An 18,119-nucleotide genomic window follows, 5' to 3' on the forward strand; every position below is an offset into this window, starting at 1 on the left:
CGATACGCGAGACCTCCGCACGAATGGCTGCCGCTTGTTGTTCCGTACACATGTTGAGGCTCCTTCCGGCGGGGAGCCTGGGCACGAGGGACACGGGGCGTCAGGACGGGGGTGGGCGAGGTGATACAATCATCCGGTGGCTTGCGTCGACTGGTGCGACGCGCGCGCCTTCTGCGCGGGCGTGGGCAAGCGCCTTTGCGGCGCGTTCGGGGCCGAGCCGCTCGGCTATGACGAGTTCAACGATCCCACGAAGAGCGAGTGGACGTACGCCTGCTCCAACAAAGGAGAGAGGATCTATCCGTATGGCGATGACTACCAACCGGCCAGGTGCGTCGACGATCCCTTCGACGGCACCCTGAACGCCGGCAACGGCAATGCCGAGCCTGTCAAGACCGCCACGAACTGCAAGGTCAATGCCGGTTTCTCAGGCATCTTCGACATGTCCGGCAACGTTTGGGAGTGGGAGGACTCTTGCCGCCCCGCCGGCAACGGCGCCGATCCCAAGGACGATCAGTGCCGGGATCGGGGCGGCTCGTTCTGGGATCATGAAAACTTCCTATCCTGTACATCCCCGTCGGTGGACCGCAGGAGAGATCACTTCAACAAGAACACCGGCTTCCGCTGCTGCGCCGTTCCCGCTGTTCTCGGCTCCCCCTGAACCGGCGTGGGTTACGGCCTACAACTCGCTGCCCATCTTCAATTTTACACCACCGTTCGAACCTCCGAACCTTCCATTCCGCCCACTTCTATGCACCGTTGCTCCGTGGTAAAAGCATATCCCATGCACCGCACCTCTCTCGTCCTGTTTGGCGTGCTCTTCCTTCCCATCCTCGGCTGTTCGTTCGATACCAATGGAGCGATCCCCATTACCGGGGGCGGCGGACAAGCGGGCAACGGCGCGGGCGGAGACGCGAGTTCGACCACCGGGAGCGCGGGTGCGGGCGGCACCGGCGGGATGGGCGGCGCGGGCGGGATGGGCGGCGTCGGCGGAGCAGGTGGAATGGGCGGGATGGGCGGCGCAGGTGGAGCAGGTGGAATGGGTGGAATGGGTGGCCAGGGAGGTGTGGGCGGGGGCGGGCCGACGTGCCCCGTGGGCAGCACGCCCATGGTGCTCGTCGAAGGGCCCGAGGGGCCCTACTGCATCGACGCGACCGAGGTCACGAGCCTGCAGTATTCCTTGTGGCTCGCCACGCTGCCGGTGCCGAACACGCAAGATCCCGTGTGCGGCTGGAAAGACTCGTACGTCCCGCGTTCGAGCGGCAATAACTGCAACGGCTCCCATTACGATCCCATCACGAAGCCGAACCATCCGGTAGCTTGTGTCGATTGGTGCGACGCGCGTGCCTTCTGCGCGGGTGTGGGCAAGCGTCTTTGCGGCGCGTTCGGGGACCAACCGCTCGGCTATAACGAGTTCGACGATTCCACGAAGAGCGAGTGGACGTACGCCTGCTCCAACAAAGGGGAGAGGAACTATCCGTACGGCGATGGCTACCAACAGAAAAGGTGCGTCGACGATCCCTTCGACAACATGCTGAACGCCGGCAACGGCCATGCCGAGCCGGTCAAGACCGCCACGAACTGCAAGGGCGGGAGCGGCTTCGCGGGCCTTTTCGATATGTCCGGCAACGTTTGGGAGTGGGAGGATTCCTGCCGGTCCATTGGGAATCCCAACGATCCCAAGGACGATCAGTGCCGGGATCGGGGCGGCTCGTTCTGGGACCAGGAGGGCTTCTTGTCCTGCAAGTCCCCCTCGATCGATCGTCGGCGCGACTCCTTCAACAAGAACGTCGGCTTCCGCTGCTGCGCCGATCCAAACAACCTCGGCATGCCCTGATTCGAAAGGATCAAGGGAAGCCTCGGAGGAGCGAATGGGGGCGCTCCACCGAGGTTTCCCTTGTTCCGTGAACCTTCAGGCCGCGGCCGTGATCTTCGAGCGCAGGTAGCGGGAGACCTCGTCGAGCTCGTAGGGCTTCGGGACGAACCCGATCGCGCCGCACTCCGTCCGTTCGAGCTGGCGTTGCGAGAGCGGATACGCGCTCGTGAGAATGATGCGGGCCCGCGGGAAGCCGTGGCGGATCTCCCGGGCCAGGTCCAGGCCGTTGAGCTCCGGGATCATGAGATCGACCATCACCACGTCGTATCCTTGCTTGTCGTCGAGGTGGTCTTTGACCTCCTGGGCAGACGTCGCGAGGGCGACCCGGTAACCTTCGAGGCGCAAAGCCAGCGAAAGAGAACGGCGCTGTGTACTTTCGCTGTCCACGATGAGCACGCTGGGCATGTCTCACCTCCCTCCCGTGGGGCTCAAAAAAGGAACGAGGGACGTAGTAGCAAGGGCCGGGCCAAGATCCCCGCCGCCCCACGAGGGGGCAGATCTCAGGCATTTCCCGGGGGGTCACCGGGCTGACCAGGCCCCCATGCGGACGGACGCATTTCACCCCTGAAATCCGGGGCCACCTTCCGGTTTTCGTCTTCGCGATCCAGGGCGCGGGATCTTCAGGGCCGGGCGGGGGCCGCGGCGGCGGGCAACGTGCGGGTTCGGGCGAAGCGGCGCATCGGATCCACGACCTTCACCTCGCCGAACCTTTGCAAGATCGGGCCCACGGTCGTGGCGTCGCCCGAGACCACGACGACGGCGTGGCCGGAACGCACGTGCTCGGCAAAGGCCTTCGCCGCGGCCTCGGGGGCCATGGCGCGGATCGTGGCGATACGCTCGTCGAGGGCCTCGTCGGGCAACCCGCGGGATCCGAGGTCGCAAAGCTCGTCGGCGCGCGCCCCGGGCCGACTCGTGCTCACCGCGCGGATGCTGCCGAGGAAACGCGCGGCGGTTTCCATTTCGCGTGGACTCGGCGCCTCCTGGGTGAGGGCGCGAAGCTCTGCGAGCACCGCTGTGAGGGCCTCGCCGGTGCTCTCGTGGTTCGTTTTCGTGTACACGTAAAACGCCGACGGCCCGTTCGCGAACGGCACGATCTCCGCGAAGACGTTCGAGGCGAGCCCTCGGTTGTCGCGCAAATCCAAAGCGAGCCTGCCCGTGGCCGCGCCGCCGAGGACCTCGGCCGCAGTGACGAACCCCGCGTGGGTCGGCTCCGACTCCTTCGGCCCGAGCGACCCCACGACCATCTCGCTTTGCGTGCTGCCAGGCCTGTCGACGAGCGTGATCTTCGTCGACTCCGGGGGCATCGGGTCCGTGAAGGAGAGGGCGGGCGCCGCCTTCCCGGAGAGCCCGCTGAGGTGTTTTTCGGCGACCTTGCGGACCTCGTCCGCGGGCACGTCGCCGGTGATCGCCGCGATCATGTTTTTCGGGACGAAATACCGGCGATGGTACGCCTTGCAATCGGCGGGCTTGATCTGCCCGAGCTCCTCGGCCGTCGCGTCGAACGAGGCATACGGATGGTGCTCGCTCGGGAGCGCGAAGAGGTCGCGGTGCAGCATCATCAAAGCGCCCCAGGCGCCGTCGCTGCGTGCTTTCCCCGCGGCGCGTTCGGCGAGCGCGCCCTGCACACGCTCGACCTCTTTCGGATCGAGGCGTGGGCGGCCGAGGACCGACGCGAGCACCTCGGCCGCCTCGGCGAGGCGGGGCCCGGGCACCGAAATGCCGTACACCACCCGATCCGCATTCAGGTCCACCGACAAACTCGCCCCGAGCCCCTCGATGCGTTTTTGCAGCTCGATCGCATCGAGCGACCCCGCCCCCGACGAAGCCACGGCCCGCGCGCAGACCGCCGCGAGGCCCGTCCGTTCCCCATCCACCGCGGTGCCCGCGAGCACGGCGATCCGCAGGTGCACCACGGGCACCGCGCGATCGAGCACGCTCACGACACGCAGGCCATTTTTCAGCTCGATCCAGGTCGTCTTCGGCGTGGAAAACGGCCTCGGCGGCGCGGAATCGGGCGGCGGCTCTTTCGGGTCCGGGGCGGCTTGTGGCTCCTGCGGCTTCGCGTCGGCCGTCTTCGCGGGCGGAGGTGTGTGCAGCGGCGGGGGCGCGACGGTTTGGCCGGGACAACCCGCGACGAGGAAAGCGAAAAGCCCGAGGGCCCACGCGCGCCGCATCATCGCGACCCCTCCGCCACAGCCGCGACGTTGCCCGCAGAGGCCGGCTTCGGCCGCGTCTCGATCACGGTTCGACGTTTCGTCGTGAGATACTGTACCGCGGCCTTTTGCACGTCCGACGGCGTCACGGTGGCGAGCCGCTCGAGCTCGCGTCCGATCGCCCGCGCGTCGCCATTCCAGAGCTCGTGCTTGCCGAGCTCCACGGCGCGATTCCGATTCGACGCGAGGCCGAGGACGAACGCCGCTTCGAGCCTCTTTCGCGCCCGGATCGTCTCCGCCTCCGTGGGGGGCGCGTCGGCGAGCTCCTTCAGCGCCGCGTCGACCCGCTTCTCCACCTCCGGAACGGCCGCATTCTGCGCGAGCCGCACCTCGACGCGGAAGAGCCCCGGCCCGCGGCCGAACCGCGCATCGACCTCGGCCCGCGCCTCCATCGCGAGCGCATCCGCGCGCACGAGGCGCGCGACGAGCCGCGAGCCCTCGCCGTCGCCGAGGATCACCTGCGCGAAACGGAGCGCGTCGTGCTCGCGTGTCCCGAGCTTGGGCATCACGAATCCATACGAGAGCGCCGTCGCGCGGGCGAGCGCGTCCTCGACGACCTCACGCCGCTCTGCCGTCTGCTCGGGCACGGCGGGCTCGGCGAAGGGTTTGGCCTGGATACGTGCAATGTCGTCGAAATGGCGGTGCACGAGGGACATGGCCATGTCGGGATCAAAATCGCCCGAGATCCCGAGCACGGCTGTGTTCGGACCGAAATGCGCCGCGTGGAAGGCGCGGACCGCGGCGAGATCCGCACGCGCGAGATCCGCGCCCGACGTCCCGTGCGCATACGCCGGACATCCCTCGAACGCGAGCGCGCGGAGCCGGACGACCGTTTTTCCGTAGGGCACGTGATCCACGATGGCGAGGGCCTTGCCGTCGGCGTCGATCGCCGCTTGCTGGAGGTCGACGCCCCGCATGCGCTGGGCTTCGAGCCAGAGGCCGAGCGCGAGCTCGTTTTCGGGCACGATCATCGAATACGCCGCCCGATCGACCGTGCTCTTCGCCGTGACGAACCCGCCGCGCGCGGCGACGAGGGATTCGAATTCGCCCGCCGCGAGGTGTTTTGTTGCGCCGAACAGGAGGTGCTCGAAGAGCCGGACGAACCCACCCTCGCCAGGCGCCTCGTCCCGCGCGCCGACGTCGTAGGTGACGGCGAGGGCCACTGCGTTCGAGGCGTGATCCACGTTCATCACGACCCGCAGGCCGTTGTCGAGCGTGGCGCGCTGGATCGCGAGGCGCAGCGCCGGGGGCGGATCGGCCTTCGGAGGAGCTGCGAGCGCGGGCGCGGGCGCGGCGAGGAGCGCGAGCGCGAGCGCGAGCGCGACGAACGACGAGCGCGGGGAGGGGAGGCGCATGGGCCCGCGTTTCTTACCACGCGGGCCCTCGGGACTCAACGCGCGGCCTTTCGCGCGGGGCCCGTTCAGCGAGGCTCGCCCGCGCGCACGCTGGCGAGCCTGTCGTAATGGCGATAGCCGAGCTTCGAGAGGACCTCGGGCGGCGCGAGGCCGATGTCGACCAGCGTCTTGATATCATACGTGCCCGCCAGGACCGGCGGCCGATAGGCCGTCATCGTCTCCCGCGTTTGGAACGGCGGCAACGGGAAGAGGCGCGTATCGGTGTGCACGTGAACGAAATGGGCCATCGAGGTGCGCGCATACCCTGGGGTTTTCGGCGCGGTGATCACGTGGGGCGTCGCGAGCAGGCGCCCCCCGGTCAGGATCTCGAGCTGCTGGCCCACCTGGGCCACGATGCAGCCCGGCGGCGCGGTGCCCGGCACGAGCGCACCACCGGGACGACCCTCCGTGCCGCGCGTGCGCAAAAAGAGCCCGCTCCGGTCGTCGGGACGCGCGCAGCGATTTTGATCCCGGTCGAGGAACCAGCCGCCCGGCAGGAGCGTGAGCAAGTTGAAATCGGTATGCTCCTCACCCCAGAGCACGCCGCTCTCGCATTGCTGCGCGTCGAGCGGCAGATACTTGAGAGCGCGCGTGACGTGAGGGGCGCCGCGGGTCACGTCCACGAAGGTCTCGCGCGGCAAGGCGAGCGCGTCGGCGCACGCGCGGAGGAGCGCGAGGCCGGCCTCGTGCAGGGCAAGCCCGATCGCCTCGTAAAACGTGCGGAAGCGCGGCCGGTCCTCGGGCCAGACGTTCGGCGGATGGATCTCGGGGTAGAGCTCGGCCGCGACGGGATCGACGTCGATGGGCGCGGCAAACCAGCACTCCTTGAAATCCGGCTGACCCCCGGCGACGACGGCCTTTTCGGTGTTCGGCGGGGTGTATCCGCGCTGGAACCAGAGGTCGGCGCGGGCCCAGCGTCGCTTCTCGGCCTCGGGGAGCGCGGTGAGCGCGAGGAACTCGGCGTAGAACGCATCGAGCGCAGCGGGGTCGATGCCGTGGTTTTTCACGTACACGAGCCCGTACCGGCCGAGCCCACGCTCGATCGCAGCGGCGGCCCGTGTTTCGCGCTCGACGTCGCCGGAGCCGACGTCCTGGAGATCGAGAATGGGGATATCGTCGTGGAGCGTGCCGGTCATGGCGCGGGGACTACCATGGGTGGGGGAGGGGGCGCAACGGGGGTGTTTGGTTCGGGCGAACACGGGCCGAGGGCCGTCACATTGCGCAGAGGCTGTTCGTGCAGATGTTCGTGTAACAATCGGCGGGCAGAGCACAGGGTTCGCCGACGAGCTTCACGCAGGTTTTTGATCCGTTCATATCGGGGTCGGCGCAGCGGGTCGTCGAGCACTCGATGTTGGTTGCGCATGGTTGACCGAAGGCTTTGAGGCAATTTCCTCCGTTGCCTATGCATGCCTCACCCTCGGAGGCGAGGCACGCCTCGCCCGCGCCATAGCTGGGGTCCTCGCCGTACTTGTCGACGGCGCTGCACTCGCCGATGAACCCCGGAGAGATGCACGTCAAGCACGCTCCGTCGCACGGTTCCCCGCAGCAGACGCCATCCACGCAAAACGTCGTCGCACAGTCAGTTTTTGTCTCGCAGGTCTTCCCCTGGGCGCACGGCGAACAATGCGTGCCGCCGCAATCTGCATCCGTCTCGTCGCCGTTCTTGAGCCCGTCCTCACAGCTTTTGCAGCTATGATCGAAGCAATACCCATTAATGCTACAATGCTGGTTGACCAGGCACTCGACACACTGCCCCGCGCCGTCGCACAGACCCGCCGCGCACAACTCGCCGGCCTTCTTCGCCACGCAGATGCTTTGCGTACCGACCGTCCCTGGGCAAGTGTAGCAAGCGTCCACTGTGCACGACGTACAGCCGTCGTCGGCAGTGTCATTCCCATCGTCGCAAGTCTCGCCCGGATCGACGACGCCGTCCCCGCAAGCCGACATGGCCCCGCCCGAACCGCCGGCCCCGTCGACGCCTACGTACTCGTCTAGCCCGAGGAGCTGACCACAGCCGCCCCCGATCAGCGCCAGGGTTGCCAACCATCCGCAGATCCGCGCGTACGCTCCGTTCACCGGTACCTCAAGGCCTCCGGACGGACGCTAGCCGAGCTTCAGGCGGGCGTGAAGAGAGACGAAAGATGTGAAGGGGAGCTTGTTGGGGGAAGGGAGCGCGCGGGGGGCTCGTCGAGCCCCCACGGCTACTTCACAACATGGCGCAAACGCCATCCATGCAGTTGTTGCTGAAGCATTCGGCGTTCTCGGTGCACGGCTCGCCGTTTTGCTTCACGCACGTCTTCGTCCCGTCCCCGTCGGGATCGCCGCACCGCGTGGTGATGCATTCGTTGTTATTTGCACAGGTCGCACCCTCAGCTGAGAGGCAATTCCCCAGTCCCGAGCACGTTTTCCCATTTGCGGCGAGGCACGACTCCCCCATGCCGTAGCTCGGATCATCGCTGTACTTGTCGATGAAGTTGCACTCGCCGACGAGCCCGGGGATGTTGCATGCGGCGCACGCGCTATCGCATGCGGCGCTACAGCAAACGCCATCCGCGCAGAACGTCGACGTGCAATCCGCGCCCGCGAGGCACGTCTTGCCCTGCTCGCAGAGCCCGCAATGCATGCCACCACAATCGACGTCCGTCTCGTCGCCGTTCTTTACGGTATCATCGCACGCCGCGCACGCGTTCTGGAAGCAGTACCCAGTGCCGCACTGCGAATTGTCGATGCACTCGACACACTGACCCGCTTCATTGCAGATCTTGGTGTCCTCACACGCCTCGCCCGCAGCTTTCGGCGTGCACGCGCTCGGCGCGTTCGCGTCACACGTATAACAAGCGTCCACCGCGCAGGCGGAGCATCCATCGCCGTCCGTGTTGTTCCCGTCGTCGCACGTCTCGCCCATGTCGAGGACGCCGTCGCCGCAGCTCGACGCCATCCCTCCCGAGCCGCCGTTGCCCGCGCCGCCCGTCGTGTCCGGCGGAAGCGGGTCTTCGGAGGGACAGCCCCCGAGCGCCGCCATGAGCGCGCCGAGGGCCAAAGCCAAGGTCATCGATGATCCGTACCGATTCATTTGGAGATTCCAACCTCTCGTTCGTCGGGGCGTCCGGCCCTCGATCAAAAGCTACCCTTCACCACGACGCCGCCCGGCGTCACGTGGAAGGACGCAGAAGGCTGCGATTTCGGGCCCGTCAATGCGTACACCGCCGTACCCGCGCCGATGACCCCCGCGCCGATCAGCGTGATGAGGGATGTGATCCCGAGCGCCGTGCTGGTCCCCTGCGCATCCTTGAAGTCATTCACGCATTGCTGATTCGCTCGCGTGCATTGGTTCGACTCCCAGGTGTCGAAGCTCCCCGACTCGACCACCGAGTACCCAATGAACGTCCCGAGGCTCACGAGCGCGAGCCCACCCGCAATGCCCGCGCCCGCGAGGATCAGCGTCTTGTTCCGCGCCGGCGCCGGGGGCGGCGGCGGGGGCAGGGGTTTGGCCACGGGCTGCGGCGGGGGCGTGACCGCGAGCGGCACCGTGGTCTCGGCGCCGGCTGCGACCGTGAGCTCTTTCTTGGCCTCCGGCATTCCTTCCTTGCGCGCCGTGAGGATACGCGGCCCGGGCTCCACGAAGACCGCGCCGCCGAGCGGCGACGTCCCGACCGGCTTGCCGTCGACCTGCACCTCGGAGCCGTCCACGTCGACGCTCACGATCACCGTGCCGACCTTGGATTTCGCCTCGGCGAACATCTTCTCGGCCGCCTGACGATCCTCGGGCTTCGCCGCCTGGCCCTCGCGCAAGAAATACGAGAGGTGCTCCGCCGCGTCGCGTGGGTTTCCGAGCTGCATCTCAGAGCGCGCGAGGGCGAGCGCAATCTCCGCGTTTGGCTTGATCCGGAACGCGGCATCGAGCGCCTCGCGGGCCTTGTCGTGCTGGCCGGCCTTCTGCGCGCGCAGACCCTCTTCGAGTTTTTTCGCGGCTTCCTTCTCCGGATCGGCGGCGGGCGCAGCGGGCGCCTTTGCATCGGCGCCAGCTTGTGCCTTCGCGTCCGGCGTCGCGGCATCCTTTTTCGGATCGGGCGTCGCGGCTTGCGCCTTTGCATCCGCCGGCGCGGCGGGGGCCTTTGCTCCCGGCGGCGAGGCCGGAGGCGGAGCGGCGGGGGGCGCGGCCTGGGCCTTTGCGCCTGCCGGAGGCGCGGGAGGCGGAGCGGCGGGGGGCGCGGCCTGGGCCTTTGCGCCTGCCGGAGGCGTGGCCGGTGCAGCGACGGGTGCAGCGGCCGGGTTTTTCGCGCCTGCCGGTGACGCAGCGGCCGGAGCCGCCGCCGGGGTGGCCGGCGCCTTTGCGGCCGGGGGCGGCGCGGCGGGCGCCGCAGGCTTCGCGGGCAATGCCCCGCCCGACTTCGGCGCGTCCGCTGCCGCGGGGGAGGCCACGCTCGCCAGCGCCGCCGCGAACCCGAGCGCGGCCCACGCCGCGCGACCCTGTTTCGTTGTGCGCCGGATCTTACCGTCCGGTGGAGCCAACCATCGTCGTTTCATGCGCCGGCATTGGAACGCACCCCCGCGCCGTTCACAAGAAAAAAGGTACGCCTATTCCGTGCCCCAGGCTTCCGTCCGCGCCGACCCCCGGTCGTCCCACCTTCCAGCCAATCCACGCCACACGCCACACGTGTCCCATGGCAGAAGAATATTTCGGTGGTGGTTTGTCGCACCTTATCGTTCTCGCATTCAACGCGCCTTGCGTCGCCGCTCGCCCTTCGCTGCCCGGAGGCCCGCCTCTTCCTCGGCGAGCGCCGCGAGCTCTGCGCGCGCTTCTGCCTCCCGCGCGTCCTTCTCGGGCCGCGGCAGCTCCTCGATCCGTTTTCCCCCGGCCGCGATGCGCATGCGCTCGCCCCCGTGCTTTCGGGCGAGCTTCTCCCGCCGGATCTCCTGCCGCAGGCGCAGCTCCGCTTCTTCCTCGGGGGTCGGATCGACCGGGAACAGATACTTCACCGCGTGCGCGGCGAGCCCGACGCCCCAGCCGAGCACCGGGACAAACCACCATTTCCCTCCTGCCGTCACCATGTCGAACAAGAAAAAGAATACGCTGAAGACGCCCCACATCGCCGCATGCCGCTCGAGCTTCTGCTTCTGACGGGCCCGCTGCGCGGTCTTCCCGTCGGGGTCCGGGGCGGCCGGAGGCGTCGCGGGGGGCGCCGGTTCGAGCGCCGGCTTGAGCGCCACGAGCGCCGCGCGGAGTTCCTCCTCCTCGACGCCCACCTCCCGCGCGGCCGCGGCGAGATCGGCATACGCGTACTTGCCCCCCGCCGCCTCCAGCTTCGCCTTGCGCTCGAGCGCGAGCGCGATCGCCTGCCCGAGCTCCTGCGTGGAGTAACGCCCCGCCGTGATCGGCCCCGACGAAGGCCGCGGGGCCACGCGCGGCTCGCCTTTCGGCCCCTTCGAATCCGCCTCCTCCGCGAACGGTTCGAGCAGCTCCACGAGGTCGTCCATCGATCCGTACCGCTCCGCCGGCGAACGCGAGAGCGCGCGGCCGAAGACCTCTCGCACCACCGCGGGCACGCCCTCGGCCCGCATCGGCCGCGGCGGCTCGGACATCATCGCCGCCACGGTCGAGAGCGCGTCGTGCGCGTCCCAGGGCCTCGTCCCCTCGCAGAGCTCGTAGCCGAGCACGGCCCACGAGAACTGATCCGTGCGCCCGTCCGCGGACTTCCCGCGCACCTGCTCGGGCGCCATGTACATCGGCGTCCCGCTCACGCTGCTCTTCGTGGCGAGTGACGCCGCGGTCGGCTTCGCCGTGGGCCCCGCGGGATCCACGGGCGCCTGGCTGCGCCGCGCAATGCCGAAGTCGAGCACCTTCACCCGCCCGTCGCGCCGGACCATCACGTTCTCGGGCTTGATGTCGCGGTGCACGATGCCCGCCCGGTGTGCGGCCGCGAGCGCGCGGGCCACGTCGACGAGCCAGCGGATCTTGCGACCGACGGGCACGCTCGGATCGCCGACGTAGGCGCGCAACGTCTCGCCTTCGACGAGCTCCATCGCGATGAACGGCTGCCCTTCCCACGCGCCTGCGTCGTAGATGGCGATCGCGTTCGGATGATCGAGCGCCGCGACGGCCCGCGCTTCACGCAGCGCCCGCGCCGCGGCCTCCTCGTCGCCGGCCGCGAGCGTCTTCAGAGCGACCTTCCGATCGAGCTTCAGATCGTGGGCCCGATACACGACGCCCATGCCGCCCTCGCCGAGCACGGCTTCGATCTCGAAGCGGTTTGCCACCACGTCGGAAGCTTTCAGCATACGGCGCGCGAGGGTAGCGCCCGCCGCGTCCGCGCGCGAGTCTTCGATGCGACGCGAGCGTGCGCCGGATCTCGACACCATCCTTGCCTTCCTTTGCGACGGCGAGCGCCTTAGGATCGGCCCCTCACGCCACGAGGAGGAACCCTCATGCACGATCGATTTGCTTTTCTTTCGTTACGCCTCTCGCTCTTCGCCGCCCTCGGCCTCTCCGCCATCGCTTGCGGAACGACCGTGGAGAACGGCGGCTCCGGTGGATCCGGGGGCGCGGGCGGGGATCCGAGCACCAGCAGTAGCTCCAGCAGCAGCACGAGCTCGAGCCAGGGCGGCGGCTCGTCCGGCTGCGTCGGCGGGACACCCATTCCGCTCCCGGACGGCTCCGACAGCGGCTACGTGCGCTGCGACGACGGCACGATCCACCGCGCCGCGGCCGTCGCATGTGATCCCACGATCAACACGGCGGCCTGCGACGGCACCGAGATGTTCAAGGAGTGCACGTCGGACGCCGACTGCACGGCCAAGCCCCATGGCAAGTGCATCCACCGCGACGCGAACTTCGAAAGCCCCGGGCCCTCCTGCGGCTGTGTGTACTCGTGCGCGAACGACGCCGAGTGCGGGGCCGATTCGGTCTGCGTCTGTCAGGGCGTCGTCGAGAATGACGTCGCCTGGTCGCGCTGCTCGGCCGTCGCGAAATGCGCGACCGACGCCGATTGCGCGAGCGGCGAGTGTGGCATCACCTCCTTCCACGACGGCTGCTTCCAGCAGATCGGCCTCGCCTGCCGCGCGGACACGGACGCTTGTCGCGTGGACGCTGATTGCATGGCCGGCTACGCCTGCGCGACGCTTCCGTATAGCGCGGTCGGAGAGGCCGGCACGTTCAACTGCGAGACGCAAAACTGCGCGATCGGCCGCCCCTTGCTCGTCGCTGGCGCGGCCCGCACCGCGCCCACCTCGGCCCGCGCCGATTGGATCCTCGCTGAAATCACGCCCGACACGGCGTCGCTCGATCCGGCCGTCCGGAGCGCCCTCGCCGAGGCGTGGACCGAGATCGCCGCGCTCGAACACGCGTCCGTCGCGAGCTTCGCCCGCTTCACGCTCCAGCTCATGGCCCTCGGCGCGCCGCCCGAGCTGCTCTTCGCCGCGCAACGCGCTGCCGCCGACGAGGTCGAGCATGCCCGCGTCGGGTATGCCCTCGCGAGCCGGTATGCCGATCGCCCGATCGGCCCCTCGAAGCTCGATCTCACGGGCGTCCCGCTCGACACCGACCCGCGCGTCGTGCTTGCCTCCCTCATCGAGGAGGCTTGCGTGGGCGAGACGATCGGCGCGGCCGAGGCGCTCGCGCTCGCGGGGCTCGTGCGTGATCCCGCGCTGCGCGAGGTCCACGCGCGGATCGCCGAGGACGAGCAACGCCACGCCGAGCTCGCCTGGCGCACCTTGCGCTTCCTGCTCGCCGGGGCCGACGAGGACACGCGCCACTTCGCCCGCGCCACGTTCGACCGGGCGATCGAGGCTGCGTCCGCCGAGCCTTCCCTCCGGCGCGCCGTCGTGGCCGAGGACGTCGGCCTTTTGTCCTCCAAGCAAATCGGCGCCCTCCGCCGCCAGGCTTTGCGGGACGTCGTGCGTCCTTGCGCCGACGCGCTCCTCGCGCCTGCCGCGGCGCCGGTCGCCTTGGCCGACCTCCATGCCTGAGCGCCTCCGCGCGCGCCCGTGACCCCGCGCGGCTCGGGTCCACACCCCATAGCCGCGCGGTTCTCCCTTGACACAAGCGTGAAACATCCGGTCTGCTGGACTCTGACCGCATGCTGCGCCGTGCCCGCGCCCCCATGGCCCTCGGCGGCCTCGCGATCCTCGTGATGGGGCTCGCGGTCTTGTCGCTGGGCTCGCGATCGGCGCCCATGGCATCGGCGGCCGTGCAGGTCGAGGCGCCGCTTTCCCCGCCTGCGCCTCCGCCTCTGCCCGCGCCCCCGCCTGCGAGCGTGTCTCCCGCGACCGTGCCTGCGGTGCGGGCCCCCGAAACGCCGCCCGCGCCTCTGCCTCCCGCGAAAGCAAAGCCGAGCGAACGCGCCGACGCCCATTTTGATCGTTCCTGGCGCGCGCCGCTCGCCGGTGGGCTCTTGATGTTCCCGCCGTCGTGGTCGTCGGAGGACGGCCAGTACGACCTCGTCCTCCACCTCAACGGCAATACGGATCTCGTCGAGGAAAACTACGGATACGCGGGCGTGAACGCGGTCGTGGCCATCCTGAACCTCGGCGTCGGCTCGGGCGTCTACGAGGACAGGTTCGCCGATCCCGCCGGCCTCCGGCTCATCCTGTCACGCGCGCAGGACGTCATGGTGGCGCGTGGCTTGAAGAATGCCCGCCTCCGGCGCATCGGCCTCTCGGCCTGGAGCTCAGGGTACGGCGGCATCATCAAGATCCTCCAGCACGAGGAGTTTTTCGATCGAATCAACGCGATCGTCCTCATCGACTCCATTCATTGCGGGTACGACCCCCACTCGAAGGCGCTCAAGGTCGACCAGATCGAGCCCACGCGCCGCTTCGCGAAGAAGGCCGTGGACGGGAAGGTCCTGCTCTCGATCGTGCACTCGGAGATCGAGACGTACGGGTATCACAACGCGCACCGCACCACCGATTTCGTGCTCGCCTCGGTGGGCGTCTCGCGGACGCCGACGAACGTCTGGCAGCCTTTGCCGAAGGTTGCGGCGATGAAACACGTCGTCCCGAACGCGTACATGAAGCCGCTCGATCCGCTCACCGAGGCGCACCGCGGCGCGCTCCACGTGCGAGGGTACGGCGGCACCGGGCCCTACACGCACATGCTGCACCTCATTCAATTCTCGACGACCGCGCTGCCGGATCTCGTGGCGTTCTGGGGCAAGCCCTGAACGCGGGTCCGGCCCATCCGGACGAACCTCGTCCGGGTTTGGCACGAAGAAATCGACTCAGCCGAGGACCAGCGGGACGATGTCCTCGGGTTTTTCCAGCCAGTGCGAGGGCTCGGACGGGGCGAGGTGGGCGCGCGACATCGGTCCCCATAACGCGGCGCCCGTCGCGACCCCGGCGCTGCGCCCGGCGTGCATGTCGTGCAGGCTGTCGCCCACGAAGATCGCCTCCTCGGGCCGGGCTCCGAGCTGCGCGAGGGCGAGATCGACCGGCTCTTTGTGCGGCTTCGGGTTCGTCACGTCATCGGCGCAGACGAGGACCGAAAACACATCCGAGAGCCCCGCGACGTCGAGACCGCGCAGGGTGCTGTGCCGGTTCTTGCTCGTCACGACGGCGATCTTGACGCCCGCCTCGGCGAGCGCGCGGACGCAGGGGACCGCGCCGGGGTAGGGCCGCACGCACGCGTCGTGGTGCGCGAGGTTGTACGCTCGGTACGTCTCGATCATCGCGAGCACCGCCTCCGGATCGTCCGCGAAGCCGGCGAGCTGCGCCTTGAGCGGCGTGCCGACGCCGCGGAGCAGCACGTCGTCCTCGCACGGAGGCAGGCCGTGGACGGCGAACGTGTGGTGATAACTGTCGAGGATGAGCCGGATCGAGTCGATCAGCGTGCCGTCGAGATCAAAGAGGACCGTCTTGTATCGCCGCATGAGTGCCGCGTCATTACCACGTTCCCGTCCGGGCGCACGCGGCGCCTCGGGGCGGAAGGAGCTTCGGAGATTTCGGGGAACTCGCTGAGGCGCGGCGTGTCCTTGCCCCGACCGCCCAACCCCCCGAGGCCCCTTCGATGCTTTCGACTCCCCGCTACTTTTCCGCCATTCTTGTCACGGCGCTCCTCGCGACGAGCGGGCATGCTTTGGCGCAGACCGCGCCGAAGGCGCCCCTTCCCCTCAAGACCGTGCGTCTCTACGAGTCGGGGGTCGGTTACTTCGAGCGATCGGGCAGGGTCGGCCGCGACGCCGGCCTCGCGCTGCCCGTGCCGGTCTCGCACCTCGACGACGCGCTGAAGACGCTCGTCGTGCTCGGGACCGACGGAAAGACCAGCGTCGCGGGCATCGAGTTCGCGAGCAGCATCAGCGTGGAGAATGGCCGGGCGCTCGCCGGTTTGCCCGAGGGATCGGGCCCCGTCACGCACGCGAGCCTGCTCCGCAGCCTGAAGGGCGGCGGCATCGAGCTCCGCACGGCGCGCGAGACCGTGAAAGGCAAGCTCGTCGACGTGCTCGATCCCGAGAACGGCGAGCCGGGCCCGTGCGTGCCGGTCGCCGAGGGCGAGGCCCCGAAAAAGCAGGGCGAGGGCGCGCCCGTCCCCTGCGTGCCGCGCAAAGAGACGACGTTGCTCGTGCTCACCACGGAAGCCGAGATCCGGAAGTTTTTCCTGTCCGATGTGGTCGGCGTCAAACCCACGGATCCTGCGCTCGCGGCGCGGCTCGGCGCGAGCGCGTCCGTGTCCTCGACGCAAGGCACCTTGGCGCGGCGCGATTTGCGGGTGCTCGCGGAGAGCACGTCCGACGTCACGCTCGGGTATGTCGCCGAGGCGCCGGTCTGGCGCTCGACGTACCGGATGGTGCTCAGCGACAAGGAGCAACGCGGCATTTTGCAGGGCTGGGCGCTCGTCCACAACGACACGGACGAGGAATGGAAAAAGGTCAAGGTCGAGCTCGTCAATGGCCGCCCCGATTCGTTCCTGTATCCGCTCGCCGCCCCGCGCTACACGCGCCGCGAGCTCGTCGCGCCGGCCGAGGCGCTCTCCACGGTCCCGCAGCTCGTCCTCCAGACCGCGGACGCGATGTGGAGCGAGATGATCGGCGATACCTTCGGCGCCGGCGGGCTCGGGCTCTCGGGCCTCGGCGAGGGCGGGGGCGGGCGCGGGGAGGGGATCGGGCTCGGTCGCGTCGGCACGATCGGGCACGGGAGCGGCACGGGGACGGGCATCGACCCGAATTCGAGCACGGTGCTCTCCGTGGGGGATCTCGCGAAGGTGGCCGAGGCGGAGGGCATGGAAGCGGGCGCGCTCTTCCGGTATTCGATGCCCCTTCCGATCGACCTCCGGGCGCACGGCTCGGCGCTCTTGCCGTTCCTCCAGCAATCGATTTCCGCGCGGCGGATCGTGTGGTTCGGGAGCGTGTACGACGTTGGCCGGAGCGCGGCGCGCATCAAGAACGACACGAAGCAGACCTTGCCCGCGGGCCCCATTTCGTTCTTCGCGGACGGCGGCTTCGCGGGCGAGGCGCAGATCGACCGCCTGAAGCCGAGCGAGAGCCGGTTCCTCGCGTTTGGCACGGACATCGACGTCGAGCTCGCACAGAACAACATGCTGGTCACGGAGGAGGTGCAGCTCGTCGAGCTCCAGGGCGATCAGCTCGTCGAGCATTTCATCCGGCACACCCGCGTCGATTACACGGTCGAGAACCGGAGCGGCGGGGCGCGGACGGTGTTTTTGAACCTCGACTTCGTGCGCAACGCGACGGTGACCGGCGCGGACGAGCTCGATTTCGACGTCGTGTCGAACAAGCCGCTCGCGGTGTTCGCGAGCGAGCCGCGATCGAAAAAAGTGCGACGCGTCGAGGCCGACGAAGGGCTCTCCCGGCGGACGCTCGTGAGCGCGCTCAATCCGAGGGGGCTTCGGGCCATCGCGGCCGCGCCGAAATTGAGCGCCGCGCAACGCGCCTCGCTGGAGGAGGCGGCGAAACACCTCACGGACGCGGAGGCGCGCGAGAGCCTCTTGCCGAAACGAAGGGCCGATCTCGACGAGCTCGTCCAGGATCTCGGCCGGCTGCGGGGCTACCTCGCCGCCACGCGAGCGAAGAACGACGCGGAGAAGTTCACGGCGCAGATCCTCGAGAAAGAAGCCCGCGTGAAGGAGCTCCGCACGCGGATCGCCAGCCTCGGGACCGAGGCGGAGGGGTATCGCGGGCGGGCGCGGACGGCGCTGGCGAAGCTCCATCGGTGATCACGCGCCCGCGGGCTCCTCCCGGCTCGACGACGCCCACGTATGTTCGAGCCGCGCGAGGAGCAGGGGCCCGGCGATCCGCTCGAAGCCGGCCCGGAGCAGATCGTTCGCCGTCGCCGGCTCGACGATCCCGTCCGTCGCGACCGTGACGTGCGGAATGGCATTTTCCGTAAAACCATGTTCGAGGAGCCTCCCGTTGTCGAGGAGGAGCCCCACGACCACGGCCTCGATCCCGCCGTCGTCTCGTCGCGCGTAGCCCGTGACGGCGAGGGTGAACGTGCGGCCGAGGTCGTTCGCCGTGAACGGAGGCGGCAGATCGGCGGGGTTTTTCGTGCCGTACCGGACCGTGCAATGGTGGGCGATCGGGCGAGGTAACGTGCAGAAGCCTCGCCGGAGGGTCTCGGCGGAGGCCGGATCGAGGACGAGCGCGAAATACCCGTCGGGGTGCATGGCTCGACCCGAGCTTAGCGGAG

At 68.8% G+C, this 18,119-nt stretch carries 15 protein-coding genes; 5 read left to right on the plus strand and 10 right to left on the minus strand.

Annotated features, from left to right (window positions below):
- Positions 1-136 precede the first annotated feature (136 nt).
- Positions 137-658 carry a formylglycine-generating enzyme family protein gene (locus tag E8A74_RS40365; protein ID WP_136934452.1) on the plus strand — a complete coding sequence of 174 codons (522 nt, stop codon included), beginning with the start codon at positions 137-139 and terminating at the stop codon, positions 656-658.
- Positions 659-781: 123 nt separating this feature from the next.
- The gene (locus tag E8A74_RS40370) at positions 782-1,834 is read left to right on the plus strand and encodes a formylglycine-generating enzyme family protein (protein WP_170229738.1); all 1,053 of its coding nucleotides are present in this window, start codon (positions 782-784) and stop codon (positions 1,832-1,834) included.
- A gap of 75 nt (positions 1,835-1,909) precedes the next feature.
- Here the strand turns inward: E8A74_RS40370 and E8A74_RS40375 are convergent, their stop codons facing one another.
- The 8 genes from E8A74_RS40375 to E8A74_RS40410 form a co-directional block, all read right to left on the minus strand.
- Positions 1,910-2,278 carry a response regulator gene (locus E8A74_RS40375; RefSeq protein WP_136934453.1) on the minus strand — a complete coding sequence of 123 codons (369 nt, stop codon included), beginning with the start codon at positions 2,276-2,278 and terminating at the stop codon, positions 1,910-1,912.
- Positions 2,279-2,493: 215 nt separating this feature from the next.
- Complete coding sequence (locus E8A74_RS40380) at positions 2,494-4,050, minus strand: M16 family metallopeptidase (protein WP_136934454.1); 1,557 nt, start codon at positions 4,048-4,050, stop codon at positions 2,494-2,496.
- Positions 4,047-5,441 carry a M16 family metallopeptidase gene (locus tag E8A74_RS40385; RefSeq protein WP_136934455.1) on the minus strand — a complete coding sequence of 465 codons (1,395 nt, stop codon included), beginning with the start codon at positions 5,439-5,441 and terminating at the stop codon, positions 4,047-4,049. Before E8A74_RS40385 ends, E8A74_RS40380 begins: the two co-directional genes overlap by 4 nt.
- Positions 5,442-5,506: 65 nt before the next feature.
- On the minus strand, positions 5,507-6,616 hold the full coding sequence (locus E8A74_RS40390) for an isopenicillin N synthase family dioxygenase (RefSeq protein ID WP_136934456.1): 1,110 nt from the start codon (positions 6,614-6,616) through the stop codon (positions 5,507-5,509).
- Positions 6,617-6,692: 76 nt separating this feature from the next.
- Positions 6,693-7,556: a DUF4215 domain-containing protein gene (locus tag E8A74_RS40395; protein WP_136934457.1), complete on the minus strand. Its 864-nt coding sequence runs from the start codon at positions 7,554-7,556 to the stop codon at positions 6,693-6,695.
- A 130-nt stretch (positions 7,557-7,686) separates the two neighbouring features.
- Positions 7,687-8,532 carry a DUF4215 domain-containing protein gene (locus tag E8A74_RS40400; RefSeq protein WP_136934458.1) on the minus strand — a complete coding sequence of 282 codons (846 nt, stop codon included), beginning with the start codon at positions 8,530-8,532 and terminating at the stop codon, positions 7,687-7,689.
- Positions 8,533-8,597: 65 nt separating this feature from the next.
- Positions 8,598-10,007: a PEGA domain-containing protein gene (locus E8A74_RS40405; RefSeq protein WP_136934459.1), complete on the minus strand. Its 1,410-nt coding sequence runs from the start codon at positions 10,005-10,007 to the stop codon at positions 8,598-8,600.
- Between the two features lie 189 nt (positions 10,008-10,196).
- On the minus strand, positions 10,197-11,759 hold the full coding sequence (locus E8A74_RS40410; RefSeq protein WP_170229739.1) for a protein kinase domain-containing protein: 1,563 nt from the start codon (positions 11,757-11,759) through the stop codon (positions 10,197-10,199).
- 147 nt (positions 11,760-11,906) lie between these two features.
- Here E8A74_RS40410 and E8A74_RS40415 point away from each other — a divergent pair, with 147 nt between their 5' ends.
- Positions 11,907-13,445 carry a ferritin-like domain-containing protein gene (locus E8A74_RS40415; RefSeq protein WP_136934461.1) on the plus strand — a complete coding sequence of 513 codons (1,539 nt, stop codon included), beginning with the start codon at positions 11,907-11,909 and terminating at the stop codon, positions 13,443-13,445.
- Positions 13,446-13,555: 110 nt separating this feature from the next.
- A complete protein-coding gene (locus E8A74_RS40420; RefSeq protein ID WP_136934462.1) occupies positions 13,556-14,641 on the plus strand; it encodes a hypothetical protein in 1,086 nt (361 codons plus the stop codon).
- 57 nt (positions 14,642-14,698) lie between these two features.
- Here E8A74_RS40420 and E8A74_RS40425 read toward each other — a convergent pair whose 3' ends face one another.
- The gene (locus E8A74_RS40425) at positions 14,699-15,346 is read right to left on the minus strand and encodes an HAD-IA family hydrolase (protein WP_136934463.1); all 648 of its coding nucleotides are present in this window, start codon (positions 15,344-15,346) and stop codon (positions 14,699-14,701) included.
- A gap of 137 nt (positions 15,347-15,483) precedes the next feature.
- On the opposite strand from E8A74_RS40425, the gene E8A74_RS40430 reads away from it, so the two are divergent.
- Positions 15,484-17,646: a hypothetical protein gene (locus E8A74_RS40430; protein ID WP_136934464.1), complete on the plus strand. Its 2,163-nt coding sequence runs from the start codon at positions 15,484-15,486 to the stop codon at positions 17,644-17,646.
- Here E8A74_RS40430 and E8A74_RS40435 read toward each other — a convergent pair whose 3' ends face one another.
- Positions 17,647-18,096 carry a hypothetical protein gene (locus E8A74_RS40435; protein WP_136934465.1) on the minus strand — a complete coding sequence of 150 codons (450 nt, stop codon included), beginning with the start codon at positions 18,094-18,096 and terminating at the stop codon, positions 17,647-17,649.
- Between the last annotated feature and the right edge of the window lie 23 nt (positions 18,097-18,119).

Origin of the sequence: Polyangium fumosum, assembly GCF_005144585.1 — a bacterium.
In the GTDB taxonomy this organism is placed as follows: domain Bacteria; phylum Myxococcota_A; class Polyangia; order Polyangiales; family Polyangiaceae; genus Polyangium; species Polyangium fumosum.